Annotated in this window: 27 protein-coding genes; 12 read left to right on the top strand and 15 right to left on the bottom strand. The window is 62.8% G+C overall.

The features are described from left to right. Window positions 1-159: 159 nt before the first annotated feature. From KUL25_RS10305 to KUL25_RS10315, 3 genes are read left to right on the top strand one after another with little or no spacing between them, the layout of a single operon-like run. Window positions 160-378, top strand: coding sequence for a YdcH family protein (locus KUL25_RS10305; protein WP_068365172.1), 219 nt, complete (start codon window positions 160-162; stop codon window positions 376-378). 57 nt (window positions 379-435) lie between these two features. Beyond that, a complete protein-coding gene (gene purE, locus KUL25_RS10310; protein WP_257892862.1) occupies window positions 436-918 on the top strand; it encodes a 5-(carboxyamino)imidazole ribonucleotide mutase in 483 nt (160 codons plus the stop codon). Beyond that, the gene (locus KUL25_RS10315) at window positions 911-1,975 is read left to right on the top strand and encodes a 5-(carboxyamino)imidazole ribonucleotide synthase (protein WP_257892863.1); all 1,065 of its coding nucleotides are present in this window, start codon (window positions 911-913) and stop codon (window positions 1,973-1,975) included. The genes purE and KUL25_RS10315 overlap by 8 nt, the downstream gene beginning before the upstream one ends. A gap of 196 nt (window positions 1,976-2,171) precedes the next feature. On the opposite strand, the gene KUL25_RS10320 is transcribed toward KUL25_RS10315, so the two are convergent. Then, a complete protein-coding gene (locus tag KUL25_RS10320) occupies window positions 2,172-2,897 on the bottom strand; it encodes an esterase/lipase family protein (protein WP_257894844.1) in 726 nt (241 codons plus the stop codon). A 163-nt stretch (window positions 2,898-3,060) separates the two neighbouring features. On the opposite strand from KUL25_RS10320, the gene KUL25_RS10325 reads away from it, so the two are divergent. After that, a complete protein-coding gene (locus KUL25_RS10325; RefSeq protein WP_257892864.1) occupies window positions 3,061-3,465 on the top strand; it encodes an NUDIX domain-containing protein in 405 nt (134 codons plus the stop codon). On the opposite strand, the gene KUL25_RS10330 is transcribed toward KUL25_RS10325, so the two are convergent. The 5 genes from KUL25_RS10330 to KUL25_RS10350 all read right to left on the bottom strand — a co-directional run bounded on the left by KUL25_RS10330 (window position 3,435) and on the right by KUL25_RS10350 (window position 8,573). After that, entirely contained in the window at window positions 3,435-4,304 is an 870-nt protein-coding gene (locus KUL25_RS10330; RefSeq protein WP_257892865.1) for a DMT family transporter, read from the bottom strand. The two genes, KUL25_RS10325 and KUL25_RS10330, sit on opposite strands and share 31 nt — an antisense overlap. A gap of 1 nt (window position 4,305) precedes the next feature. Continuing rightward, the gene (locus KUL25_RS10335) at window positions 4,306-5,448 is read right to left on the bottom strand and encodes an alpha-D-ribose 1-methylphosphonate 5-triphosphate diphosphatase (protein WP_257892866.1); all 1,143 of its coding nucleotides are present in this window, start codon (window positions 5,446-5,448) and stop codon (window positions 4,306-4,308) included. 115 nt (window positions 5,449-5,563) lie between these two features. Beyond that, entirely contained in the window at window positions 5,564-6,013 is a 450-nt protein-coding gene (locus KUL25_RS10340) for a hypothetical protein (RefSeq protein ID WP_257892867.1), read from the bottom strand. 576 nt (window positions 6,014-6,589) lie between these two features. Then, complete coding sequence (gene groL / locus KUL25_RS10345) at window positions 6,590-8,233, bottom strand: chaperonin GroEL (protein WP_345791020.1); 1,644 nt, start codon at window positions 8,231-8,233, stop codon at window positions 6,590-6,592. Window positions 8,234-8,285: 52 nt separating this feature from the next. Beyond that, window positions 8,286-8,573, bottom strand: coding sequence for a co-chaperone GroES (locus KUL25_RS10350; protein WP_068362526.1), 288 nt, complete (start codon window positions 8,571-8,573; stop codon window positions 8,286-8,288). 185 nt (window positions 8,574-8,758) lie between these two features. Between KUL25_RS10350 and KUL25_RS10355 the strand changes: the two genes are divergently transcribed. The 7 genes from KUL25_RS10355 to KUL25_RS10385 all read left to right on the top strand — a co-directional run bounded on the left by KUL25_RS10355 (window position 8,759) and on the right by KUL25_RS10385 (window position 15,231). Next, the gene (locus KUL25_RS10355) at window positions 8,759-10,711 is read left to right on the top strand and encodes a methyl-accepting chemotaxis protein (RefSeq protein ID WP_257892869.1); all 1,953 of its coding nucleotides are present in this window, start codon (window positions 8,759-8,761) and stop codon (window positions 10,709-10,711) included. 92 nt (window positions 10,712-10,803) lie between these two features. Then, window positions 10,804-11,727, top strand: coding sequence for a manganese-dependent inorganic pyrophosphatase (locus tag KUL25_RS10360; protein WP_257892870.1), 924 nt, complete (start codon window positions 10,804-10,806; stop codon window positions 11,725-11,727). A 59-nt stretch (window positions 11,728-11,786) separates the two neighbouring features. Continuing rightward, complete coding sequence (locus KUL25_RS10365; RefSeq protein WP_257892871.1) at window positions 11,787-12,308, top strand: hypothetical protein; 522 nt, start codon at window positions 11,787-11,789, stop codon at window positions 12,306-12,308. 70 nt (window positions 12,309-12,378) lie between these two features. After that, window positions 12,379-13,251, top strand: a complete 873-nt coding sequence (locus tag KUL25_RS10370; RefSeq protein WP_257892872.1) for a TIGR01459 family HAD-type hydrolase — start codon at window positions 12,379-12,381, stop codon at window positions 13,249-13,251. Window positions 13,252-13,361: 110 nt separating this feature from the next. Continuing rightward, complete coding sequence (locus tag KUL25_RS10375; protein WP_257894845.1) at window positions 13,362-13,805, top strand: MaoC family dehydratase; 444 nt, start codon at window positions 13,362-13,364, stop codon at window positions 13,803-13,805. 59 nt (window positions 13,806-13,864) lie between these two features. Continuing rightward, entirely contained in the window at window positions 13,865-14,788 is a 924-nt protein-coding gene (locus tag KUL25_RS10380) for a bifunctional riboflavin kinase/FAD synthetase (protein ID WP_257892873.1), read from the top strand. Beyond that, complete coding sequence (locus tag KUL25_RS10385; RefSeq protein ID WP_257892874.1) at window positions 14,785-15,231, top strand: YcgN family cysteine cluster protein; 447 nt, start codon at window positions 14,785-14,787, stop codon at window positions 15,229-15,231. Before KUL25_RS10380 ends, KUL25_RS10385 begins: the two co-directional genes overlap by 4 nt. A gap of 45 nt (window positions 15,232-15,276) precedes the next feature. On the opposite strand, the gene scpA is transcribed toward KUL25_RS10385, so the two are convergent. Both scpA and KUL25_RS10395 read right to left on the bottom strand, forming a co-directional pair. Further along, the gene (gene scpA / locus KUL25_RS10390) at window positions 15,277-17,406 is read right to left on the bottom strand and encodes a methylmalonyl-CoA mutase (RefSeq protein ID WP_257892875.1); all 2,130 of its coding nucleotides are present in this window, start codon (window positions 17,404-17,406) and stop codon (window positions 15,277-15,279) included. Beyond that, a complete protein-coding gene (locus KUL25_RS10395; protein WP_257892876.1) occupies window positions 17,378-18,292 on the bottom strand; it encodes a hypothetical protein in 915 nt (304 codons plus the stop codon). Before KUL25_RS10395 ends, scpA begins: the two co-directional genes overlap by 29 nt. Window positions 18,293-18,437: 145 nt before the next feature. On the opposite strand from KUL25_RS10395, the gene KUL25_RS10400 reads away from it, so the two are divergent. After that, entirely contained in the window at window positions 18,438-18,893 is a 456-nt protein-coding gene (locus KUL25_RS10400) for a DUF4174 domain-containing protein (protein WP_257892877.1), read from the top strand. Between the two features lie 43 nt (window positions 18,894-18,936). Here the strand turns inward: KUL25_RS10400 and KUL25_RS10405 are convergent, their stop codons facing one another. The 7 genes from KUL25_RS10405 to KUL25_RS10435 all read right to left on the bottom strand — a co-directional run bounded on the left by KUL25_RS10405 (window position 18,937) and on the right by KUL25_RS10435 (window position 25,106). Further along, complete coding sequence (locus tag KUL25_RS10405; protein ID WP_257892878.1) at window positions 18,937-20,979, bottom strand: acetyl-CoA carboxylase biotin carboxylase subunit; 2,043 nt, start codon at window positions 20,977-20,979, stop codon at window positions 18,937-18,939. 117 nt (window positions 20,980-21,096) lie between these two features. Continuing rightward, the gene (locus tag KUL25_RS10410) at window positions 21,097-21,303 is read right to left on the bottom strand and encodes a hypothetical protein (RefSeq protein WP_068362550.1); all 207 of its coding nucleotides are present in this window, start codon (window positions 21,301-21,303) and stop codon (window positions 21,097-21,099) included. A gap of 397 nt (window positions 21,304-21,700) precedes the next feature. Next, window positions 21,701-22,075: a hypothetical protein gene (locus KUL25_RS10415; protein WP_257892879.1), complete on the bottom strand. Its 375-nt coding sequence runs from the start codon at window positions 22,073-22,075 to the stop codon at window positions 21,701-21,703. Between the two features lie 373 nt (window positions 22,076-22,448). Beyond that, window positions 22,449-22,871, bottom strand: a complete 423-nt coding sequence (locus KUL25_RS10420; protein WP_138105607.1) for a DUF6497 family protein — start codon at window positions 22,869-22,871, stop codon at window positions 22,449-22,451. Window positions 22,872-22,896: 25 nt separating this feature from the next. Beyond that, window positions 22,897-23,160 (bottom strand): DUF7218 family protein, encoded by a 264-nt coding sequence (locus KUL25_RS10425; protein WP_257892880.1) that lies wholly within the window; start codon window positions 23,158-23,160, stop codon window positions 22,897-22,899. 69 nt (window positions 23,161-23,229) lie between these two features. Further along, window positions 23,230-23,577 (bottom strand): hypothetical protein, encoded by a 348-nt coding sequence (locus KUL25_RS10430; protein ID WP_257892881.1) that lies wholly within the window; start codon window positions 23,575-23,577, stop codon window positions 23,230-23,232. After that, the gene (locus KUL25_RS10435; RefSeq protein ID WP_257892882.1) at window positions 23,574-25,106 is read right to left on the bottom strand and encodes an acyl-CoA carboxylase subunit beta; all 1,533 of its coding nucleotides are present in this window, start codon (window positions 25,104-25,106) and stop codon (window positions 23,574-23,576) included. Before KUL25_RS10435 ends, KUL25_RS10430 begins: the two co-directional genes overlap by 4 nt. Window positions 25,107-25,259 lie beyond the last annotated feature (153 nt).

Genomic DNA, 25,259 nt, shown 5'->3' on the forward strand with positions numbered 1-25,259 from the left:
ACGGTAAAGCGATCTGCAGTTCTCACGGTACCCCCCGCATTCGGCAGGGCCCGGTAGCAGAAATATGGGGATGCACAGGCCCGCCTGCAAGTCCGAGAGGCTTGGAGTGCCCCGGCAATGGCGCTAGTCTACGGCTCTGGAATCGGGGAACAGCAGCCAATGAATGCGCCATCAGAGATGAGCCACGAGGACGTCTTGCGCGTGAAGCTGGAGGTCTTGAAGCGCGAGCACCGCGATCTGGACGCCGCCATCGACGCGCTGCAAGAGGCGGTGAACCCCGACCAGCTGACGCTGAAACGGCTGAAAACCCAGAAGTTGCAGTTGAAAGACCGCATCGCCCGCATCGAGGATGAGCTGACCCCCGACATCATCGCTTGAGCACGGGGCCCGCACACGTATAGTGCGCGCTCATTTGAGGCGAAGGGCAGGCAGGCAATGGTTCAGGTCGCGATCATCATGGGCTCTCAATCGGATTGGCCCACCATGCGGGAGGCCGCCGATATTCTGGATGCCCTGGGCGTGGGGTACGAGGCGAAGATCGTTTCGGCCCACCGCACGCCGGACCGGCTGTGGGACTTCGGCAAAGGTGCCGTTGACGCGGGCCTGAAGGTGATCATCGCGGGGGCCGGCGGGGCGGCGCATCTGCCCGGCATGGTGGCCTCCAAGACCCGTGTGCCGGTGATCGGCGTGCCGGTCCAGACCAAGGCGCTTTCGGGTGTCGACAGCCTCTATTCCATCGTCCAGATGCCCAAGGGCTACCCCGTGGCCACCATGGCGATCGGCGCAGCGGGCGCTGCGAACGCGGGCCTGATGGCGGCGGCGATCCTTGCCAATGGCGACGCGGCGCTGGCGGCGCGGCTGGACAAATGGCGCGCCGATCTGAGCGCGTCGATCCCCGAGGTGCCTTCCGATGAGTAATCCCCTCCCCTCCGGCAGCGTTGTCGGCATCCTTGGCGGCGGCCAGCTTGGCCGCATGTTGGCCATGGCGGCGGCAAAACTGGGCTACAAGGCCCATATCTTCGAGCCCGGCGCCGCCCCGGCGGCGGACGTCGCGGCGGACTGGACGCAAGCGAGCTACGATGACCTCGACGCGCTGAAGCGCTTCGCGGAGGCCTGCGACGTCATCACCTTCGAGTTCGAGAACATCCCCGCCGAGGCCCTTGACGTCATCGCCGCCACCACGCCGCTGTTCCCTGACCGCCGGGCGCTGGAAACCAGCCAGGATCGCCTGATCGAGAAGGCCTTTCTGCGCGATTTGGGTCTGAGAACCGCCCCCTACGCCCCGGTCAATGGCGACATCCACGACGTGCTGGCCACCACCGGCACGCCCGCGATCCTGAAGACGCGGCGGTTCGGCTACGACGGCAAGGGGCAGGCCCGCGTCATGGATCCGACTGATGCCGAAAGCGCGCTGGACGCCCTGCAAGGTGCCCCCGCCATTGCCGAGGGTTTTGTCGATTTCTCCATGGAAATCAGCGTGATCGCTGCACGGGGGCAGGACGGCAGCGTGGCGGCCTTTGACCCCGGCGAGAACGTCCACCACGACGGTATCCTCGACACCACGACGGTCCCTGCCCAGATCTCGGCCGCGCTGAAAACAGATGCGGTGCTGATGGCGTCGCAGATCCTCAATGCGCTGGATTACGTCGGTGTCCTTGGGGTCGAGTTGTTCGTGACGCCCCAGGGGCTCATCGTCAACGAGGTCGCGCCGCGGGTGCACAACTCTGGCCATTGGACCCAGGCGGGCTGCGCCGTCGATCAGTTCGAACAGCACATCCGTGCCGTGACCGGATGGCCCCTGGGCGATGGCAGCCGCCACGCCAACGTCACGATGGAGAACCTGATCGGCGACGCCATCGACCGCGCCCCTGCACTGGCGGCCGAGGCCGGGGTCCAGATCCACCTTTATGGCAAATCGGAAACACGCCCGGGCCGCAAGATGGGTCATATCAACCGGGTGACAGGTCCGGCGTGACGGCGCCGAAAGCGCCAAGGGCCCCCCTGTTCATCTTGCCAAAAAAACTCATGCTGACCGCCCCACAAGGCGCAGGCGCCTCCAATGGGGTCCCAAGGGGGAGCGCGAGGGGGGGGCTTCCCCCCTCGCCACCGGCGACGGGCGCGGCACGCGCACGGCGCAACCCCGGAAGTGCCCCAACCAGATGGCCTGGCGCCTATTCTATCAGATCCCCGATCGCCTCGATCACGCTCAAATCGGGGTCAAACGCCCCGTGGTCCAGAAACGACTGAACCTGTGCCATCACAAGCGGACTGTTCATCATGAACGTATGGGTGACGGGCAGAACGATGTGATCCGCCATGCCGTCCACGACCGTGCGGTCCACGCCAACCTTGCCATCGTCCGGCCCCGGGATCAGCGCCGAATAGATCGGGTTCAGCGTTCGGTTTCCCGCAATCACACCCAGTTCGAAATCCACATCCCCCAGCCGGTTCACCAGGTCGCCGGGGTCCGTTCCCAACTGCATCCCCGCCGGGCCATTGAGCCATTCGAAGGGCTCCAGTGGCCCGAACACATCCACCAGTTCCGAGCCGCCATTGGGCGGTGCCAACATCACCACGCGGCCAAGGTAAGGCATCGCATGCTCGCCCAACCAGTAGCGCGCCAGGATCCCCCCCATGGAGTGGGTGACAAAATGCACCCTCTGCAACCCGCACCGCGCCAGCGCGGGTGGGATCGTGGCGTCCGCCAACTCTGCAATGGACGCGCTGGTGGACGGATACGTGCGGTTTTCCACCTGATAGCCCAAGGCCTCCAGCCGCTCTTCCAGCAGGTAAAGCGATGTCTCGCTGCGCGCCAAACCATGCAGCAAAACAACGCAATCGGCGCGCACCGGGGCGGCGACAAGCAGAAGCAGGAAAAAGGAAACAACCAAACGCATTTCCCATAGATAGGCGATCCCCCCCTCCCATACGAGGGCCTTGCCCTCGGCGCGTCGTAACGTCAGTTTCGCCCTCATGTCCAAGCCCATTTCCAAGCCCGATTCCAGGCCCATCTCCAGGCCCCCTGGCCGCCCGATCCGCATGGCTGTCCGAGGCATCTTGATGATCGACGACCGCCTGCTTCTGGTCAACGCCTGGCCCGAGGCAAAATCCGACCTCATGTGCGCGCCCGGCGGCGGCGCCGATCCCCACAGCTCGCTTGAAGACAACCTGAAACGCGAGTTCCTTGAGGAAACCGGGCTGGAAATCGCGGTCGGTGCGCCGTGCCTGATCAACGAATTCCACGACCGCAGGCGCGATTTCCATCAGGTCGACGTCTACTTCCGCGTGACGCTGATATCGGGCGACCCCTTGCAGGACTGGACCGACCCGGAAGGCATCGTCACCAAGCGCCGCCTTGTGACGCGCGCGGAAATGGCCGAGGTCCGCGTAAAGCCCGACAGTCTGGAGCGCATCGCCTGGGACGGCGGCATCTTCTATGACGTGCTGGAGCCCGTCCTGCGCTGAAACAGGCCCAGGCCGTAGGCGATCCCGCCCAGGGTGACGGCCCCGGCCCCCACCATGCGCCAGGTGATGACCTCTCCCAATAGCGCCACCCCTGCCGCCATCGCGATGACCGGCACCGTCAGTTGCAACAGCGCCGACGTGGAGCCCCGCAATTTCGGCAGCACGTCATACCACAGGGCATATCCAAGGCCCGAGGTCAGCCCGCCCGCCACCACGGCCAACACGATGCCCGTAACCGTCGTCGCCACGCCATCGATCTGCACCGGGCGCAGCAGCGTCAACAGCAACAGGGGCGGCACCGACCAGATGAAATTCGCCCCGGTCTCGGCCATCGGGTACGTCGCCCTGCGCCCCGCCAGGCTGTAGATGCCCCAGCCCACCGCCGCCGCCAACATGGCAATGACGGCGACAGCCGGAAGCGCGGCCGCCCCGGAGGGCCAGCTGAGCCAAGCCAGCCCTGCAAGGGCCAGCGCCGCGCCGATCCAGCGCCGCGCGGGCGGACGCTCACCACCGATCAGCGCCCCTGCAAACATCGTCACCTGCACGCCACCGAACAGGATCAACGCGCCAAGACCTGCGTCCATCTGGATGTAAGAAATTGAAAACCCTATCAGATAAACGGTAAGGCTTCCCGCCCCCACGATCCGCGCAGGTGCCAGCACCGGTAAGCCCCGGCGTTGGATCAACACCAGGACCGCCAGCGTCACCGCGCCCGCGAAGGCGCGCACGAGGGCGAACACGATGGCATCAATCTCGCCGCCGCCCACCGCCATGCGGTTCAGGATCGAGTTCGAGGCGAAGGCCACGAGGACGACGCAGATCAGGAAGACAAACCGCATGTTACTGTACCATTCGCAAAGCCAATTCGCCCGTCAGATGGGTGACGCGGCCGGCGCAGAAGACGCCCTCGATCCGGCGCGTCTTCTCCGACATCACCACCAGATCAGCCCGCCGTCCGGGACACAAGCACCCCCGGTCGCCCCAGCCCATCACACCTGCGGGCCCCGCCGAGATCAGGCCCCAAGCGTCCTGCAACGGCATGCCAGCGTCCCATAGTTTCAGCGCCGCACGATGCAGCGAGGGGTAGTGGTAATCCGAGACCAACGCGCGCACGAGCCCGTCGGCAATCAACGCCTCGGCAGAGACTTTCTTGTCATGGGAGCCGCCCCGCACGACATTCGGCGCGCCCATGATTACCGGCTCGCCCGCCGCGACAGCGGCTTCGGCGGCGGCGCGGGTTTCGGGAAACTCCGCGATGGTCGCACCAAAGGCCCGGTGGCGGGCGCGATCCTCGGCGGTGGCGTCATCATGGCTACCGATGTGCACGCCCTGCGCCCGCAGGTCTGCGGTCAGTCCCGCAAGGGCCTGAAGGGCTTGTGGCATCGCGTCATGAAGCCGTTGCAACAGCGCGTGGTGAGCCTCGGGCGAGCGCCCGGATTTCAGGGCCTGCCCTGTCAGGCGGGGCGGGCGTTTGCCCGCCGCAAGGGCGCTGTGGGGCAAATGGTCATTCAGCACGACGTAGCGGATGTTTTCCCGCGCGATCAGCGCGCGGGCGCGGTCGAACTGATCGGCGACCGAAGTCTCCAGCCGCAACTGCACATGCAGATCCGTGGCGGCGTGCCCGTCTTTCACTGCCCCGGCCAGCACCTCAGCGAAATCTGGCCCCCGCATGCCGCCTTCCCACGAAAAGAACTGCGCCAGCATCGCCGTGGTGATGCCGTTGGACGCAAGCTCTGCCTCCACCGCGCGCAGGCCCAGGGCCGGGTCCGATTGCGCGCCACGGCGCGGTGCCATGTGGTGTTCGAACCCGTCCCCATGCAGGTCGATGATGCCCGGCAGGATCAGGTAGCCCGTCGCATCCACATGACGCGCGGCCCGCCCCGCGATGCGACCGTCGTGGATAGAGATATTTGCCTCCGTCAGTCCGTCGGCAAGAAGTACTTCGCCGTCGGCAAAACAGAGTGAGAGAGTGGAGATGGCCATGGGCGGGACCCTGTCAGCCCGCATCAGAAAATAAAAGGGGCGCCGCAAATGGACGCCCCTTATTCGTAGTTCCGTCTGCCCCGGATGAGCAGCAGATCGTCAGGCAGGACGCAATCTATGCGAGGGACCGATCAGCGCGTGATTTGCGCAATCCCATCGTTCCGACAGCGCCCAAGCCGCCGAGCATAAGCAGGATGCCGGCCGGAAGCGGAATTGGGGCGGCATTCTCGACGATAAGGGTCATGGGCAAGGTCCGCCCGCTGCTGAATGGGAGAGTCGAACTGGTGTAAGTTCCGAGGTTGAACAACGAAAAGTCCACGGCAATCTCAAGCGCGCCGGTCCAGGACACGACATCCCCGGTCGAGAAGGACAGCGGGCCACTGTCAATGCGGATACCGAATTCATCGTCCGACGACGGCGTATCATCATCGAGGTGAATGCCCGTGATCGAACTTGTCGCGCCTCCGTTGACGGCAACGCTTGCGGTGGACGACGTGGCGGACAGTTCCGCAAGGTTGAGGACGCGCACGAAATCCCCAACCTCGGCCCAAACGTCACTGTTCATTGCCGGGAACCCAAATGATGCGTCCGCGAGCGCGACCGCATCTCCGGAGAACGCAAGAGTAGTTGTGCCGTTCCCGTCAATACCACTGAAGGTGACCGTAAGGGCATCCGCTGTTCCCGCAGCTAATACGAACGCCATCGCAGCAAGAACTGATTTTTCAAACATGTGACTAATCCCCATAAAAATAAATTGAACTTGAAAACACTAGCGCTGCGGACATTACGAAGTCAATCGGGATGAGTTTTCTATCCGAGACCGCGGTACGGCATGCGCTTCGATGAAACATTTATAGGCACTTTGAACTTTCTGGACCAATTTCAGGCACTTTCCAAAAAAACGGGCTCGGGCCGACCGTAGGTCGGAAAAACCATAAATATGTTGAGATGTGTCTTGCCGAGGACGCCACCAAAAGAACCAGACCTTGCCCGCTTTTTCTTCTGACCGCCCATTTGTTTCAATTCGCGGCGCCAAAGGACGAAAACTATTGCATAAATCCGCGATGGGAACATGACAAAGGGGCCCGAAGGCCCCTTTGCATTACCTATCAGAAAGCTGACTTTGCGACGGCAAAGCTGCTTACATCATGCCGCCCATGCCGCCCATGTCGGGCATGCCGCCACCGGCACCGCCGCCGTCCTTGGACGGCTTCTCGGCGATCATGGCTTCCGTCGTGATCAGCAGGCCAGCGACAGAGGCCGCGTCTTGCAGAGCCGTGCGGACAACCTTGGCCGGGTCAATCACGCCGAACTTGAACATGTCGCCATATTCTTCGGTCTGCGCGTTGAAGCCAAAGGTCTTGTCGCTGGATTCGCGGATCTTGCCCGCGACGACAGACCCGTCGACGCCGGAGTTCTCTGCGATCTGACGCAGCGGAGCTTCCAGAGCCTTGCGGACGATTGCGATACCGGCGTCTTGGTCGGAGTTTGCACCCGTCAAGCCAGTCAGCGCCTTGCCACCCTGGATCAGAGCCACACCACCACCGACGACGATGCCCTCTTGGACAGCGGCGCGGGTTGCGTTGAGCGCGTCGTCGACGCGGTCCTTGCGCTCTTTCACTTCGATCTCGGACATACCGCCGACCTTGATCACGGCAACACCGCCGGCCAGTTTGGCCACGCGCTCTTGCAGCTTCTCACGGTCGTAGTCGGAGGTGGACTCTTCGATCTGCTGACGGATCTGGGCAACACGTGCCTCGATCTCGGCTTTGGCGCCGTTGCCGTCGATGATCGTGGTTTCGTCCTTGGTGATCGTCAGACGCTTGGCGGTGCCGAGCATGTCCATGGTCACCGACTCCAGCTTCATGCCGAGGTCTTCCGCGATGACCTGACCACCGGTCAGGATCGCGATGTCTTGCAGCATTGCCTTGCGACGATCACCGAAGCCCGGTGCCTTGACGGCCGCGATCTTCAGGCCGCCACGCAGCTTGTTCACGACGAGCGTGGCAAGGGCTTCGCCCTCGACATCTTCGGCGATGATCAGCAGCGGCTTGCCGGACTGGATAACGGTTTCCAGAAGCGGAACCATCGGCTGAAGCGAAGACAGCTTCTTCTCGTGCAGCAGGATCAGGCAGTCTTCCAGCTCGGCGACCATCTTGTCGGGGTTGGTCACGAAGTAGGGGGACAGGTAGCCGCGGTCGAACTGCATGCCTTCGACAACTTCGGTCTCGGTGTCGAGGCCCTTGTTCTCTTCCACGGTGATGACGCCGTCGTTGCCGACTTTCTGCATCGCATCCGCGATCTGGCGGCCGATTTCAGCTTCGCCGTTGGCGGAGATGGTGCCGACCTGGGCAACTTCGTCGCTGTCAGCGACTTCACGGGCAGAGGCCTGGATCTCGGCGATGACCTTGGTCACGGCCAGATCGATGCCGCGCTTGAGGTCCATGGGGTTCATGCCGGCGGCAACCGACTTGAGGCCTTCCTTGATGATGGCTTGCGCCAGCACGGTCGCGGTGGTGGTGCCGTCGCCGGCCTCATCATTGGTGCGGGAAGCGACTTCCTTCACCATCTGTGCGCCCATGTTCTCGAACTTGTCCTCAAGCTCGATCTCTTTGGCGACAGATACACCGTCCTTCGTGATGCGCGGGGCGCCGAAGGATTTGTCGATGACCACGTTGCGGCCTTTGGGGCCGAGCGTGACTTTGACCGCATCGGCGAGGGTGTTGACACCCTTCAGCATACGATTGCGGGCGTCGGTATCAAAACGGACGTCTTTGGCCATGATGGCGTCTCCTTGAAATTAGAGGTACTTTTCAGCGTACGGATCGGTCCGCGTCTTAGGTGATGATGCCCAAGATGTCGGATTCCTTCATCATCAGCAGTTCTTCGCCGTCGAGCGTCACTTCCGTGCCGGACCATTTGCCGAACAGGATGCGGTCGCCTTGCTTGACGGCCATTTCGATCAGCTCGCCGGAGTCCTTGCGGGCGCCTTCGCCACAGGAAACGACTTCACCCTCAGAGGGCTTTTCTTTCGCGCTTTCGGGGATGATCAGACCACCCTTGGTCTTTTCCTCGGATTCAACACGGCGAACCAACACGCGGTCATGCAGCGGTTTCAATGCCATTTTCGGCCTCTCCTCTATCCGGTTAGGGATTGTCTCTCTGATGTATTGGCACTCGCCAGTGGTGAGTGCCAACGACGGGGAGATAAGGACGCAGACTTCGGCTGTCAAGTCGCGCCCGACGGTAATCAGCAATTAAGACCTTGCCACTAAGCAGGGGGGAACCCGATTCACCCTGGATATTGCCGATGACCTTTTTCTCAAGCCTCTCGTTTAAGTTCCGCATGCTTTTGTGCGTCACGATTTCCCTGCTGATCTTTGGCGCGGCGATGGCCTACAAGGCATCCCTCATGGTCATCGATGCCTACGCGTATGGCGTCAATGTCGCCAACGTGTCGGCCGTGCGCCTGATCGTGAACGAGCTGGAGGATGAGTTTTCGGGCCTTTCGCATTCGGGGTCACAAAACGCCAGCGTCGAAAGCTTGACGTGGGACGATATGCCGGACGATGTGGATGACGACAGGCTGGATGCGGTGCGTTCGGTGTCGGGCCTTCATGCGACCGTGTTCAGATGGAATCCCGAAACGCAGGACTTCATTCGCGACGCAACCACCATCGAAACGGCGCCAGGCCAACGCGCCGTGGGCACCCCCATGGCGCGCGGGGTCGTCTATGACGCCATGGTCGCGGGGGAGACCTTCGTGGGAGAGGTGGACATCCTGGGCCAGGGCTACGTGACCTATTACCATCCCGTGCGCGACAGCGCGGGCAACACGGTCAGCGTCTTCTTTTCGGGCTACCCGGACGCGTCACTGATGGCCGATGCGCGCAGCAGCCTGATCTTGAGCGCCGCCATCTCCTCCCTGGTGTTGGCACTTATCCTGATGGGCACGTTCTTCTTTGTGGCCCGTTCCTTGCGGCCCTTGAATGCCGCCACGCAGTCGATCGTGAACCTGTCACGTGGAAATCTTGACGACGACATCTCATTCACCGATCGCAAAGATGAAATCGGGCAGATCTCTCAATCCTTGCTGGTGTTGCAGGCCTCGATGCAAGAGGCGGCGGAACTGAAGATAACGGATGCCGAAAAATCGGAAGAGGCCGCCGCCAGGCAGCGGGACCAGGCCATTGTGGTGGAGGCATTGACCGAAGGTTTGGGGCGCTTGGGCAACCTCGACCTGACGACACATATCGAAAGTGACCCCAACGCGCCCTTCCCCGCCGAGTACGAAGGGCTGCGCACGTCTTTCAACATGCTTGTCGATAACCTGTCCGAAAGTGTCGAAGCCATCCGGGAAGTCGCCGATGAGGTCAACCAGGACGCCCGCGAAATGGCAAGTTCCTCGCAGGATCTGTCCGGGCGCACGGAAAAACAGGCGGCTACACTGGAAGAATCCGCCGCTGCGTTGGAAGAATTGAGCGCCAGTATTCAGTCGACTGCCAAAAATGCCAGTGACGCAGAGGCCAACACCAGCGAGAACCGCGCCGTTGCGAAACGGACGGGGGACATCGTCGAGACGGCCATTTCGGCGATGGCGGCGATTGAGGAGTCGTCTCGGAAAATCACGCAGATCATCTCTGTGATCGATGACATCGCGTTCCAGACGAACCTGCTGGCGCTCAATGCGGGCGTCGAAGCCGCCCGGGCCGGGGATGCCGGTCGCGGCTTTGCTGTCGTCGCCTCGGAAGTTCGGGCGCTGGCGCAGCATTCGTCGGCCTCCGCACAAGAGATCAAGGCGCTGATCGCCTCGTCCAGTGAACAGGTGGAAAATGGCAGCAAACTGGTGCGAAACGCTGGCGACTCGATCGGGGACATCGTGTCCCGCGTCGATCGCGTCGCAAGCCTGGTGTCCGACATCGCCCTGTCGGCCAAGGAGCAATCAATTGGCGTGACAGAGATCAACACCGGCGTTCGGGAGCTGGACTCGGCCACTCAGCGCAATGCCGCCATGGCTGAAGAGGCCTCTGCCGCTAGCGAAAGCCTGACCGCCGCCGCCGACCGACTTGCAAACCAACTGGCCCGTTTTCAGGTTTCGACCGCACCGATGGAAACGAATTGGACCGCCACGGCTGTTGGCCATGATGTGCCCTCTGCCATGGAAGTCGCCATCGAGGCAGAGGCCTTTGCCCCCCGCGCGCCCGCACGGGCTGCCCCCGATCTGGACATGGGGGCGCAGGCAGACGTCTTTCGGGACTTCTGATGCGTCCAGAAATACCGCTTCCTGCCCGTGACAACGGCCCAACCGAAAGCTAGAAGGACGCCAAATTCAGCAGATCATGCAAGGTATGCCCCATGACCACATTGGTTTTCGGCCACAAATCCCCCGACACAGATTCCACCGGTTCCCCGCTCATTTGGGCGTGGTACCTGACAGAGGTCAAAGGCGCCCCGGCAGAGGCAGTCTTGCTGGGTGAACCCAACACCGAAGCAGCCTTTGTTCTCGACCGTTGGGACCTGCCGAAACCTCGCATCATCGACGCGGTCGAGGCCGGACAACCGGTTGTCATCGTTGACACCAACAACCCGGCCGAGCTGCCCGACGCGATCAATGACGCGGACATTCAGGCGATCATCGACCACCACAAACTGGTTGGCGGTCTGGAGACCAAAGGCCCGATCGATATCCGGATCGAGCCGCTGGCCTGCACCGCCACGATCATGCACAAGATGATCGGCGCGGACCTGGCCCAGGCGCCCACCAATATCAAGGGTGCGATGCTTAGCTGCATCCTGTCGGACACGCTGGAATTCCGGTCGCCCACGACGACCCAGGAAGACCGCGCAATCGCAGAGGCGCTGGCCAACGATCTGGAGATCGACATCCCCGCCTATGCGGCCGAGATGTTCGCCGCCAAATCCGATGTCTCCAGCTTCTCGGACGCCGAATTGCTGCGCATGGACAGCAAGACCTACGAGGTGGGTGGCAAGACATTCCGCGTCTCGGTCCTGGAAACCACCTCTCCCGCGACGGTTCTGTCCCGCAAGGACAGCCTGATGGAGACGATGCCCAAGGTCGCAACCGAGGACGGCGCGGATCAGGTCCTGTTGTTCGTGATCGACATCCTGAACGAAGAAGCCACCTTGCTGGTGCCAAACGATCTGGTGAAATCCGTGGCCGAGAAAAGCTTTTCCACCGTCGCAGGCGAAGGCGACCTGCTCGTCCTGCCAGGCGTCGTAAGCCGAAAAAAGCAGATCATCCCGAACCTCGCGGTCTGACATCACGGGCAAGGCCGGTTTTCCGGGCCTTGCCCGCCCTGACGCCACCGGAGGCCCCCTTGCGTATCGTATTGCCCTTCCTCACCGTCCTTGCGCTGGCACTTCCCGGGCGCGCGGATACCTACTGGCCCGGTCCCGGCGACATTGTTACGCCCCATGCCGGCGGACTTGACCTGTCCAGCGCCGACGGCATGGCGCGCGAGGGGATGCCCTTCGGCAGCTCGTTTCACGAGACCATGCACACCTTGGTGCCGATCTTCGGCCATGACGTCTCGGTTGCGTTCCCGCAGGAATGCGGCGAAGGGCCGTTGGTCTCGGTCCATATTCCGGGCCAGATCAACCTCATGTTCCAGGAAGATCAGCTTGCGGGGTGGATGTTGATCGACGACAGCGCCTTGCGCACCGCAACGGGGTTGCATGTCGGTGCGCCGCGCATGGCGCTGGCCGACGAGGGTGCCGTCAGTTGCACCGAAACCGGCATTGGTACCGAGTTCGGCGCGGGCGACTTGTTCGGCCTGCTGTCCGAAGACGGCACCACCATTCAGGGCATCTGGTCCGGCGCGACCTGCATCTTTCGGTAATCCGGCGCGAGGTCTGGCGACCTGCGGGCACATCGCATAAGTCTGCGCCAAGCCTGAACCGGAGCGCCCCATGACCCGCATCATCGAAACCCTTGCCGACATCTCAGACGCCTACGACGCCGTGTTTTGCGACCTGTGGGGGTGCGTTCACGATGGCATCCACGCGTTTGAAGAGGCCGTCGCGGCCCTGCGCGCCTTCAAAGCGGGCGGCGGCACGGTGCTGTTGCTGACCAACGCGCCGCGTCCACGCGCCAGTGTTGCGACGCAATTGGACCGCATCGGCGTGCCGCGCGACAGTTGGGACGTGATCGCAACATCGGGCGACAGCGCCCGCGCCGCGATGCTTACAGGTGCTGTGGGCGAGAAGGTCTGGCACATTGGCGAGGCGCACGACTCACCCTTTTTCGCGCCGATGGATCTTGTGGGGGACGCGCTCGACATCACGCGCGTGCCCTTGGATGAGGCCGAGGGGATCGTATGCACCGGCCCGTTTGATCCCAAGGCGGACCCGGCGGAGATGCGCCCCCAGTTCCTGCTGGCGAAGACGCGCGGGCTGAAACTGCTGTGCGCGAACCCCGATATCGTGGTGGATCGCGGCGACAGCCGTGAATGGTGCGCGGGCGCGTTGGCGCAACTTTACACCGAGATGGGCGGCGAAAGCCTTTATTTCGGCAAACCCCACCCGCCCATTTATGACCTTGCTAGGCGGCGGCTGGTGCAGATGGGCAAGCCTGCGCCCGATAATCGGATCCTGGCCATCGGCGACGGCATCCTTACCGATATTCCCGGAGGGATTGGCGAAAACATCGACACGCTGTTCATCACCGGCGGGCTTGCGCGGGCCGAGACCGGGACGAATCGCCAGCCAGATCCCACCAAACTGGCGCATTTCCTGACCGAGGCACAGTTGGAGCCAACCTATTCCATCGGCATGCTGCGGTAGCGCGCGCGCAACAAAGTTGCGATTAGCGGCAAAAAATTCACTCTTTATTACTTTCTGCATTGCAGAATGCCCCCGATTTGCCCTATGACGGGCCCATGGAGGGACGCGCAATGCTCGACAATATCGCCACTGGCACCATCGTTATCGAAGATATGGAAGTCGGCATGGTCCGTTCCTTGCAGAAAATCGTGACGGATCAGGATATTGAGATGTTCGCCGAGGTGTCCTCGGATCGCAATCCAGTGCATCTGGACGACCAATATGCCCAGGACACGATTTTCGAAGGCCGCATCGCCCACGGGATGCTGACTGCTGGTCTGATCTCGGCCGTCATTGGCGAGCAATTGCCCGGCCACGGCACGGTTTACTTGGGTCAGACCCTGAAATTCATGGCCCCCGTGCGCCCCGGCGACATGGTGGAAGCCATCGTGGAAGTGCTGTCGATCGACTATTCCCGCCGCCGCGTGCAACTCAAGACGGAAGCGCGCGTAGGAGAGACGGTCGTGCTGAAAGGCGAGGCCACGGTGCTTGCACCCTCGGGCAAATTCGACTGAGCGCTACCTTGCAACGGGCGACCTTGCATCAGACGGGTGCGATGGCCTAACTGCGGCCCATGAAACTTCTGCGCGATCATCAGTTTACGGCCCCGGCCGACAAGGGCGCTTCAGTTGCGATTGGCAACTTCGACGGCGTGCATCGGGGCCACCAACATGTGTTGAACCTTGCCAAACGGTTGGACGCGCCCTTGGGCGTCGTTACCTTCGAGCCGCATCCGCGCGAGGTTTTCTCGCCGGACGCACCGCCCTTTCGGCTGATGAATGCGGAGGCCCGCGCCAATCGGTTGCGCAAATTGGGTGTTAATTTACTGGTGGAACTGCCGTTTGACGCGCGTTTGTCCAATCTGACGGACGAAGAATTCGTGCGCGACGTTCTGGTCGACAGCCTTGGCATCAGCCATGCGGTGGTGGGCGCGGATTTCTGCTATGGCAAAGGGCGCACGGGGAATGCAGCCACCTTGAAGGCGATGGGCGCGGCACTGGGTTTCGACGTGACGATTGCCGACCTGTTGGAGGGGCAGAGCGGCGCCGTATCCTCGACCGCGATCCGGCAAGCGTTGAGCGAGGGGCGCCCTGCCGACGCCGCCGAAATGCTGGGGCATTGGCACCGCATCGAAGGCCCGGTCCTGCATGGGGAAAAACGCGGTCGCGAGCTTGGATATCCGACGGCGAACATGGGATTGGACGGCCTGCACGTTCCAAAACCGGGCGTTTACGCCGTTACCGTGGATGTGCGCGACGGGCCGCATGCGGGGACCTATGGCGGCGTGGCGAACCTTGGCTTTCGCCCGATGTTCGAGTTGGAACAGCCCAATCTGGAAACCTTTCTTTTTGATTTCTCGGGCGATCTTTATGGCACGCATCTGTCTGTCGGGCTGGTGGCTTACCTGCGCGGAGAGGCGAAGTTCGACAGCCTGGATGCGCTGATCGTGCAGATGGATGCCGATACCGCCGCGGCCCGTGCGGCGTTGCGCGGATGAGGGACCGGTTTTGGGAACGCGTTCCCCCGTCAAAAATGACGACGGAGGAGTGGGAGGCGCTTTGCGACGGTTGCGGCAAATGCTGCCTCAACAAGTTGGAAGACGAGGACACGCAGGAGGTGGCGCTGACGCGGGTGGCATGCCGCCTGCTGGACGACCAGACGTGCTTGTGCGGGCAATACGAGATCCGCAAGACGCTGGTGCCCGAGTGCATTCAACTGACGCCCGGCACGATGAAAGACGTGGCCTATTTCATGCCCGAGACCTGCGCCTACCGGCTGATTCACGAGGGTAAACCGTTGAAATACTGGCATCCCTTGATCTCGGGCGATCCGGAAACGGTGCATGAGGCCGGCGTGTCGGTGCGCGGCATCACGGTGCCGGAGTTCGAGATCGACGAAGAGGACTGGGAAGACTACATCATCGAGGAACCGGGGACATAGCGCCCCCGGCCTGGCCCCGGGCAAAGGCCCGGTCTGCGCAGCCCCCTACCCCCGCGCTTCGCCGATCAACCGCAGGATGTCCTTTGCCGCCGTGGGAATGTGGGTGCCGGGGCCAAAGATCGCCGCGACGCCCGCTTTTTTCAGGAAATCGTAGTCCTGTTGCGGGATCACGCCGCCGCAGATCACGATAATCTCGCCCGCGCCTTCTGCCTTGAGCGCCTCGATCAGTTTCGGGGCGAGGGTCTTGTGACCCGCCGCCTGGGACGAGATGCCGATGACGTGGACATCGTTGTCGATGGCATCCTGGGCGGCTTCTTCGGGGGTCTGGAACAGCGGGCCCACGTCGACGTCGAAACCGATATCGGCGAAGGCTGTGGCGATGACCTTGGCCCCCCGGTCGTGGCCGTCCTGGCCCATTTTCACGACCAACATGCGAGGGCGGCGGCCCTCGGTCTCGGCGAACTTCTCGACGTCGGCCTGAATGGCGGCGAAATCCTCGTCGCCCTCATAGGCGGAGCCATAGACACCGGCGAGGGTTTTCACTTCGGCGCGGTGGCGGCCAAATTCGTTTTCCATTGCCATGCTGATTTCCCCAACAGTTGCGCGGGCGCGGGCGGCCTCGACCGCGGCGGCCAGAAGGTTTCCGCCTTCTCGGGCGCAGCGGGTCAGTTCCTCCAACGCGGCTTTGCAGACGCTTTCATCGCGGCTGTCGCGGATGGACTTGAGCCGCGCGACCTGTGCTTCGCGCACCGCGTCATTGTCGATATCGCGGATATCGATCGGGTCCTCGGCGTCCTTGCGGTACTTGTTGACGCCGACGATCACCTCTTCCCCACGGTCGATCATGGCCTGACGGCGCGCGGCGGATTCCTCGATCCGCAGCTTGGGCAGGCCGGAGGCGACGGCCTTGGTCATCCCGCCCATTTCTTCCACCTCATCCATCAGGGCGGTGGCCTTTTCGATCAGGTCGGCGGTCAACGCCTCCACGTAGTAAGAGCCTGCCAGCGGGTCGACGACGTTCGTGACGCCGGTTTCTTCCTGCAATATCAATTGCGTATTGCGTGCGATGCGCGACGAGAAATCCGTGGGCAGCGCGATGGCTTCATCAAAGGAGTTGGTGTGCAGCGACTGGGTGCCGCCCAAAACCGCGCTCATCGCTTCATAGGCGGTGCGCACCACGTTGTTGTAGGGCTCTTGTTCCTGCAACGAGACGCCCGAGGTCTGGCAATGGGTCCGCAGCATCTTGGAGCGGTCCGACTGTGCGCCCAGATCGGTCATCACCTTGTGCCACATGGTCCGCGCGGCGCGCAGCTTGGCGGCCTCCATGAAGAAGTTCATGCCGATGGCGAAGAAGAACGACAGGCGGCCTGCGAATTTGTCGACGTCCATTCCCGCGTCCATCGCGGCGCGGACGTATTCGCGCCCATCGGCGATGGTGTAGGCCAGTTCTTGCACAAGATTGGCCCCGGCTTCCTGCATATGATAGCCGGAAATCGAGATAGAGTTGAATTTCGGCATGTTATCAGAGGTATAGCTGATGATGTCCGAGATGATCCGCATCGAGGGTTCGGGCGGATAGATGTAGGTGTTGCGAACCATGAACTCTTTCAGGATGTCGTTCTGGATCGTTCCAGAAAGCAGTACCTTGTCGTGACCCTGCTCTTCGCCCGCCACGATGAAAGAGGCCAGGACCGGGATGACGGCGCCATTCATGGTCATTGAGACAGAAATTTTATCTAAAGGGATGCCGTCAAAAAGGATCTTCATATCCTCGACCGAGTCGATGGCGACGCCCGCCTTGCCGACATCACCCACGACGCGGGGATGGTCACTGTCATAGCCCCTGTGGGTGGCCAGATCGAACGCCACCGACACGCCCTGTTGTCCCGCATCCAGCGCCTTGCGGTAGAAGGCGTTGGATTCCTCGGCGGTGGAGAAGCCCGCGTATTGGCGGATCGTCCAGGGGCGGCCCGCATACATCGTGGCCTTCACGCCGCGCGTGAACGGCGCCTCACCGGGGGTGGAGCCCATGTGGGCCAGCCCCTCGGTATCGGCCGCGGTGTAGAGCGGCTTGACGTCGATCCCTTCCAGGGTGTGCCAGGTCAGGTCGGCAAGATCGCGGCCACGAAGCTCTTTCTCGGCCAGCTTACGCCAGTTGTCGGTGGTCTCCGTCATCGGATCGTCCTCTTCCTAAGGCTGTCTGCGCTTCGGTCTGGGCCGAAGGCGCATCGATGTAGTCGGCAAAGCCCCCTGCCCCGGCGGAAAGCCAGGCGAGGTCTTCTTGGTATTGGGCGTCAAGCGCCTCTGTCTCATCGGCGGTGAAGGGCATGAATCGCCCCTCGGGCCAGTTGAATTGCGCGGGATCGATGTCACAATCCGTCATCACCTGCCGCAACGCCTCGGCCGTGGGGCGCAGATTGCGCGGGGCCGTGTCGAGGGCGGGTGTGCTGAAGCCCGTAAGTTCCTGCAACAAGCGGTGGGGCGCGCTGGCAGAGGCCTCATGACTCCAGACGACAATCCGGGCATCGGGCAAGACGCGGGCGAGTTCTTCCACGATATGACGCCAGCGGCGGGGCTGCGTCACGAGGCATTCGCGCAGGTCAGTGCGCGGTAGCGGCCCGCCCCGGGACAGGCGGAAGGCCATGGCCGAGGTCCACCAATCCGCGTAGTCGCGGACGCAGACCGCCACGGTCACACGGTGGCGTTCGAACCCATGGGCATAGGCCGCAATACGGCGTCCCGCATCCGGGTAAAGCCGCGTGTGTTCCAACGCCGCTCGGAGCGAGCCGATCATGTTTTCGTCACTGATCACCAGGTGCGTCGCGCCGGTCTGGCGCACGGCTTCAGCGCGCATGGCGCAGCGTCCGGCAAAGCGGCGTTCCTGCGAGGCCATGACGCCTTCCACCCCCCCGATGGCCCCCCGAAACAGCCCGCCGCGCACGATTTTCGGCCCCCAGTAGACGACACCCCCCTCGGCCATGTCAGCGCGGCTCCGGGACATGTGGTGTTGAAACGTGGCGGAGGCGGTGCGATGGGCACCGATGTGGAGGACAACATCCATAGGCAAGACCTTTCGAAGGGAGGTGTGACAATGCCCCCCCTCGGTCGCCCATTCGGGTGAATAACCGGTCAACATCCCGTGCCGAATAGCAAAAACCTTAGCATTGCCCGCGAAGCTGACTATATCTAGGATGACTGGAGACGAGATGACTTTGCACCGCATTCTACTGATCGCCCTGATGGGCCTGTTCCCCATGGCCGCAGTGGCCCAAGACACGACCGAAGTGGCCGTCGAGGTCGTTGATCCGCTGGCCCCGCGCCCTGCCGAAGGGCTGACGCTGGAAGAATTCCTGTGGGTCGCCCGGCCCATCATCATCTTTGCCGATACCCCCGCCGATCCGCGCGTGGCCGAGCAATTAGAGTTGTTGGCAGAGCGTCCCGAGGCGCTGTTGGAGCGCGACGTTGTGATCATCGTGGACACGAACCCGGACGCGCGCTCTGCCATCCGGTTGGCGTTGCGCCCGCGCGGGTTTTCCATCGTGGTGCTGGCCAAGGACGGCACCGTGGGCCTGCGCCGCCCGGCCTTGCGCGACGTGCGCGAGATCGTGCGCGCCATCGACAATTTCCAACTGCGCCAAGAGGAACTCAGCCGCGCGCGCTGAGGTTCCGGGGGGTGCATATGGTGGCCCGCAGGGGTCATCGGATCTATTCGAACTCCATGATGATCGCGTCCACGGCAAGGCTATCGCCTGCGCCCGCGTTGATCTTGGCGACCACGCCCTTGCGTTCGGCGCGCAGGATGTTCTCCATCTTCATCGCCTCCACGGTGCAAAGGGCTTGACCTTCCTGCACCTCGTCGCCCGCTTCGACGTCGATCTTCACGACGAGGCCCGGCATCGGGCAAAGCAGCAATCTGGACGTGTCGGGGGCCACTTTCTCGGGCATCAGTTCCGCAAGTTGTGCCTGGCGCGGGGTGCGCACGAAGACCTGAAGATCTGCGCCACGGGTCCGCAGGCGGAAGCCACCGGGGCGCTTTCCAACCTTTAGAACCAGGGGCTTGTCGCCAACCGTCAGCCGCGCCAGTTGGTCGCCGGGGGTCCAGTCCGAGGTCACGCGCAGGGCGTCGCCATTGATCGTGACGGTGGCGCCATCATGATCGGCGTCAATCACGGCCTCGAACGATTGCCCCTGCATCGACACGACCCATTCGGCGCCCACTCGGCGCTCGTGGTTGTCCATCCGCCCCGACACGCGGGTGCGCCGGATCTCGGCCACGCGGTGCATCGCCGCCGCCGCCGCCGCGACACGCACCAGATCCGCTTCGGGCAGGGTTACGCCGTCAAAACCTTCAGGGTATTCTTCGGCGATAAACGCGGTGGTGATGTCGCCACTGGCAAATTTCGGGTGGTCCATGACGGCGGACAGGAACGGCAGGTTGTGGCCGATGCCCTCCATCTCGAAACTGTCGAGTGCCACGCGCATCGCCTCGATCGCCGTGGGGCGGTCGGGACCCCAGGTGCAGAGCTTAGCGATCATCGGGTCGTAGAACATCGAGATTTCGCCGCCCTCGAACACGCCCGTGTCGTTGCGCACGGCGGTGTCGCCTGCCTTTGCATCGCCCTGCCATTTGCCCGTTTCCAACAGCGGGCCTGCGGCAACCTCGGCCGGCGGACGATAACGGGTGAGCCGCCCGATGGAGGGCAGGAAATTACGGTAGGGATCTTCGGCATAGAGGCGGGATTCCATGGCCCAACCTGTCAGCGTGACGTCGTCCTGTGCCATCTCCAGCGGCTGGCCAGCTGCGACGCGGATCATCTGTTCCACCAGATCAACGCCGGTGATGAGTTCCGTGACCGGGTGTTCCACCTGAAGACGGGTGTTCATTTCCAGAAAGTAGAAATTGCGGTCGCCGTCGACGATGAATTCCACCGTGCCCGCGCTGGTGTAGCCCACGGCCTGGGCCAATGCGACGGCCTGTTCGCCCATCGCCTTGCGGGTCGCCTCATCCAGGAACGGCGAGGGCGCTTCTTCGATCACCTTCTGGTTGCGGCGCTGGATGGAGCATTCGCGCTCTCCCAGATAAATCGCGTTGCCGTGCTGGTCCGCGAGGACCTGAATTTCGATGTGGCGCGGCTGGGTCACGAACTTCTCGATGAACATGCGGTCATCGCCGAAACTGCTGGCGGCCTCGTTCTTGGAGGCCTGAAAGCCCTCGGCCACCTCATCCTCGGACCACGCGATGCGCATCCCCTTGCCGCCGCCGCCCGCGCTGGCCTTCAGCATCACCGGATAGCCGATCTCACCCGAGATCTTGATCGCTTCCGCCGCGTCCTCGATCAGGCCCATGTGGCCGGGGACGGTGGAAACCCCCGCCTCTGCCGCGAGCTTCTTGGAGGTGATCTTGTCGCCCATCTGCTCGATCGCGTTGGCCGGGGGGCCGACGAAGGCCACGCCCTCGGCTTCCAAGGCTTGGGCAAACTTCATGTTTTCGGACAGGAAACCATAGCCGGGGTGGACGGCATCTGCGCCGGTGTCACGGATCGCCTGCATGATCTTGTCGATCACGATGTAGCTTTCGCTGGCGGGCGGCGGTCCGATGTGCACCGCCTCGTCAGCCATCTTCACGTGCAACGCATTGCGGTCGGCGTCGGAATAGACGGCGACCGTGGGGATCCCCATGCGCTTGGCGGTCTTGATAACCCGGCAGGCGATTTCACCGCGGTTGGCGATCAGGAGTTTCTTGAACATGTCGTCGTCCCTTCCGTAAGGGCCGTAAGGGCCCGCGCAAATAGAAAGACCACCGGGGCCGAGGGGCCCGGGTGGTCGGAATTGAGTGATAGGGTGCGGGTCAGACCCGCGGATGTGTTACCGGCAGACGCGGGTAAGTTCGTCACACACCGCGCCAAGCACGGCACCGGCGGCAAGGCCCGTGGCAACGCTGCCGCCAAGGGCCGCCGCCGTGACGCCACCGGCAACGGCGCCGACACCGGCGCGTTCAAGATCGGACGTGACGCATCCCGACACGGCAAGGGTCGCCGCGAAAAGGGCTGTGAGGGTAAATTTGGTGCGCATTTTGATGCGTCTCCTGTCGATATGCTCAATGGCGAGGGGTCTCGCAGGGGCAAGCCTACAGGGTACGGGGCCGGTGGATAAGTCTGAATTTCAGCCGGGGTGTTTTCGGCGGGAATCGGCGTTCTCGTCGCAACAAAAGTTGCGGCTGCGGTTGAAGCCGGAGAAGAAGGCGCCCCTGCGGGGTAGGCCGAAAAAAAAGGCGGTCGAGCCGATGGAAAGGCCGACCGCCCTAAAGGGGAAGGGTAACACGTCTTGTGGGTGTCGGCCGAGTACATACAACTGGGGACAGTGGCCGACACAAGGACCATGGCAGGATTTTCGGCGCGCGAAAGGCGGGCCTGCGGGGGCAGGTCGTTGTGCGCGGCGGGCCGCTTGTTTTCACCGACGGCGCGCGAAATCATGCCGATCCACCTTCCCAGACGCCGGTACCATCGAAGGCCTCGGGGAACGACGCGCGAGCGCGGGACACGTCGATTTTCAGCATTGCGTCATAGCTTTCGGGGTCGAAGGGATCCTCGGCGGGAATGACCTCGCGCCCGAACAGCCAGCTCAGACGGCCCGCATCCAGATTGCCACGCTCGAAGGGTTCCTCACCGAAGTAAAGCCAGAGCGCCTCCATGAAGCCGCTGTCGGCGCGGCGGTCGGGCGGGCGTCGATCTGCGTAGCGCTCGCGCGCGATCAACTTGGTGGCGCCGGCCTTGTTGTCGCGACGGATCACGAACTGGAACTCGCTGGACGGAAGACGCCCGGGGAAGCCACGGTGTTTCAGCATGGGGAGGCCCCCAATTCGGGGGAAGGGATATACCGGACGAGGCCGAAGCCCCGTCCGGTTAGAGGGGATGTCCTGCTCGGGCGCTCTGGGGGATTGCGCCTTGGGACTTGCCGTTTCGACTGGTGCGGTGTCTGCAATCCCGCCTCAGCCGTTTTCTTCTTCTTATTGCCTCGCGGTGTGACCGGGCCTGAAGGCGCGATGCCCGTAGACCCGGGCACGATCCGAGGTACAGCTGCATTGATGCAGCCACGATGGACGTTACATGGGACGCGGAGTTCTCCACAGGGTTTTGCACAAGAAAGATCAGCGTGTGACTCGAATGCATCACCAAAGCATCCACATGAACGTCCCTGCGCAAGATATTGGCGCGGCATTACAAAAGCTCCCACATGCAGGTGGCGTTTTCTTCAGAATAGGCCTCGATGGATTGAGTTATCCCCGGTGCAGGTTCACCACGCACGAACGGCGCGGCCATGATCTGTACGATGATGCGGGTCGGACGCGGTTCCTTGTCGAGGGCGGGCAGGCCCCATGTCTCGCAGGCCCAGTCATGATCGCCATGACCGGCGCGGGCGGAATCAACAAGGGCTTCATCGACCACGCGCACGATCACCCAAGCGTCGTTGTTCGGCTGAACCTCGAACGCCACATCGCAAAGTTGCAGGTCGTGGCCCGAAGGGGCTTGCAGCACCTCATCGGTGGTGCAGATCTCGGGCGTCGAGGGGCCGCGCAGCAGTAGGAAGGCGGCAGACCCCGCGACAGCAAGCGTCAGGACGATGAGCACATTGCGCAGCATCACAGGGGCCCTGACCGGGAACGCATCAGGTGTTGCGCAAAGCCTTGATCAACGCATCCTTGTCCATGTCCGAGCGCCCCTCCACATCCAGTTCTTGGGCGCGGGAATAGAGGTCGTCTTTCGTCCAATCCTCGTAGGGCGGTGCCTTGCCGCCCTTTTCCGAGGGCGATTGGCTGTCGGAGGCCTGCGCATTCGCGATCCGCGCGGCCTTCTGCTTGGAGGCGCCGTCCTCGCGCAGGGATTCGTAGGTTTTGTCGTCCTTCACGGACGGTCCATGGTCCTTGGTCATCATGTTCTCCTTTCAAGGAGAACGCCACGGGGCGTGAAGGGGTTCCATCGGCGGCATCGTCTGCGGACATCAGCGGCGCCTCGCGTTTGCGACCCAACGGGTGCGCAGGGCCGGATCACCCAGAAGATCCGCGATGGCAGTCCGAGCGCGATCCGTCACCGTCCCTTCCACTGCACCGCCCGCCAGAATGGCGACGCCGCCGGGCTGCGCCGTCACGCGCACGGCGGGGCAAAATCCACGCAGGCGTTGCAGCTTGCGCCACATGTCCTGACGGATCTGATGTGCGATGCGCGACCGCACCAGGTCCTCGCCCGGAAGAAACGTCACTTCGGCCAGGTCAAACCGGGCCGTGCGCTTGCGAGACACGGTCAAGGTGTCGCCGTCGCGCGTGATATGCCAACCGTCGCGGGCCCTCATAGCGGAATATTGTCGTGCTTCTTCCACGGCATCTTCTTGTCCTTGCGCCGCAGGGCGGCGAAGGCGCGGCAGATGCGGCGGCGGGTGGAGTGGGGTTGGATCACCTCATCGATGTGCCCGCGTTCGGCGGCCACGAAGGGATTGGCGAACCGGTCTTCATATTCCTTGGTGTGGGCGGCGATCTTTTCGGCATCGCCAAGGTCAGCACGATGCAGGATCTCAACCGCGCCCTTGGCCCCCATCACCGCGATCTCACTCGTGGGCCAAGCGTAATTCACATCCGCCCGCAGATGCTTGGAGGACATCACGACATAGGCGCCGCCGTAAGCCTTGCGCGTGATGACGGTAACTTTCGGCACCGTCGCCTCGCCATAGGCGAACAGCAGTTTCGCGCCGTGCTTGATGACGCCGCCGTATTCCTGCGTCACACCCGGCAGAAAGCCCGGCACGTCCACGAGGGACAGGATCGGGATCTCGAAGCAGTCGCAGAAGCGGACGAAACGGGCCCCCTTGCGGGCGCTGTCGATGTCCAGCACCCCCGCCAGCACCATCGGCTGGTTGGCCACAACACCCACGGTCTGGCCTTCAAGACGGATGAACCCAGTCAGGATGTTGCCGGCGAAATCCTCCTGGATTTCGTAAAAATCGCCCTCGTCCGCCAGCTTGGTGATCAACTCTTTCATGTCGTAGGGCTGGTTGGGGTTGTCCGGAATCAGGGTATCGAGGCTTTCCTCGATCCGATCGGGGCTGTCGAAAAACGGCCGCACGGGCGGCTTTTCGCGGTTTGACAGCGGTAGGAAGTCGATCAGGCGGCGCACTTCGGACATCGCCTCCACGTCGTTCTCGAACGCGCCATCGGCGACGGAGGACTTCCGCGTGTGGGTGGAGGCACCGCCCAATTCCTCGGCTGTCACCACTTCGTTGGTCACGGTTTTCACCACGTCGGGCCCGGTAACGAACATGTAGGAGCTGTCCTTCACCATGAAGATGAAGTCGGTCATGGCGGGCGAATAGACGGCACCGCCCGCGCAGGGACCCATGATCATGGAGATCTGCGGCACGACGCCCGACGCCTCGATATTGCGCTGGAAGACCTCGCCATAGGCGGCAAGGCTGTCCACGCCTTCCTGAATGCGCGCCCCGCCCGAGTCGTTGATGCCGACGACAGGCGCGCCGTTCTGCATCGCCATGTCCATGATCTTGCAGATCTTCTGGCCGTGGGTTTCAGAGACCGAGCCGCCCAGAACGGTGAAATCCTGGCTGTAGACGTAGACCTGTCGGCCGTTGACCGTGCCCCAGCCGGTGATCACGCCATCGCCGGGCGGGCGATTGGCAGCCATGCCGAATTCCGTTGTGCGGTGGGCGACGAACATGTCGTATTCCTCGAACGAGCCCTCATCGAGCAACAGCTCGACCCGCTCGCGCGCGGTCAGCTTGCCCTTGGCGTGCTGCGCTGCGACCCGCTTTTCGCCGCCACCGGCGCGCGCCTCGGCGCGGCGCGCCTCAAGCTGTTCCAGAATATCGGTCATGGTATCTCCTTCATGCGCTTGGCCGCAAACTAGGCAGATGAGAGCGGCGCAACCAGAGCGAACATGTATATTTGCAAATAACTTAGCGAGTACTATCTGTTTTTTGCAAATTTGCATAACCTGTATACCGCACGCCTGCCTCTGGACGAGGTC

Source organism: Gymnodinialimonas phycosphaerae (assembly GCF_019195455.1).
GTDB lineage: Bacteria > Pseudomonadota > Alphaproteobacteria > Rhodobacterales > Rhodobacteraceae > Gymnodinialimonas > Gymnodinialimonas phycosphaerae.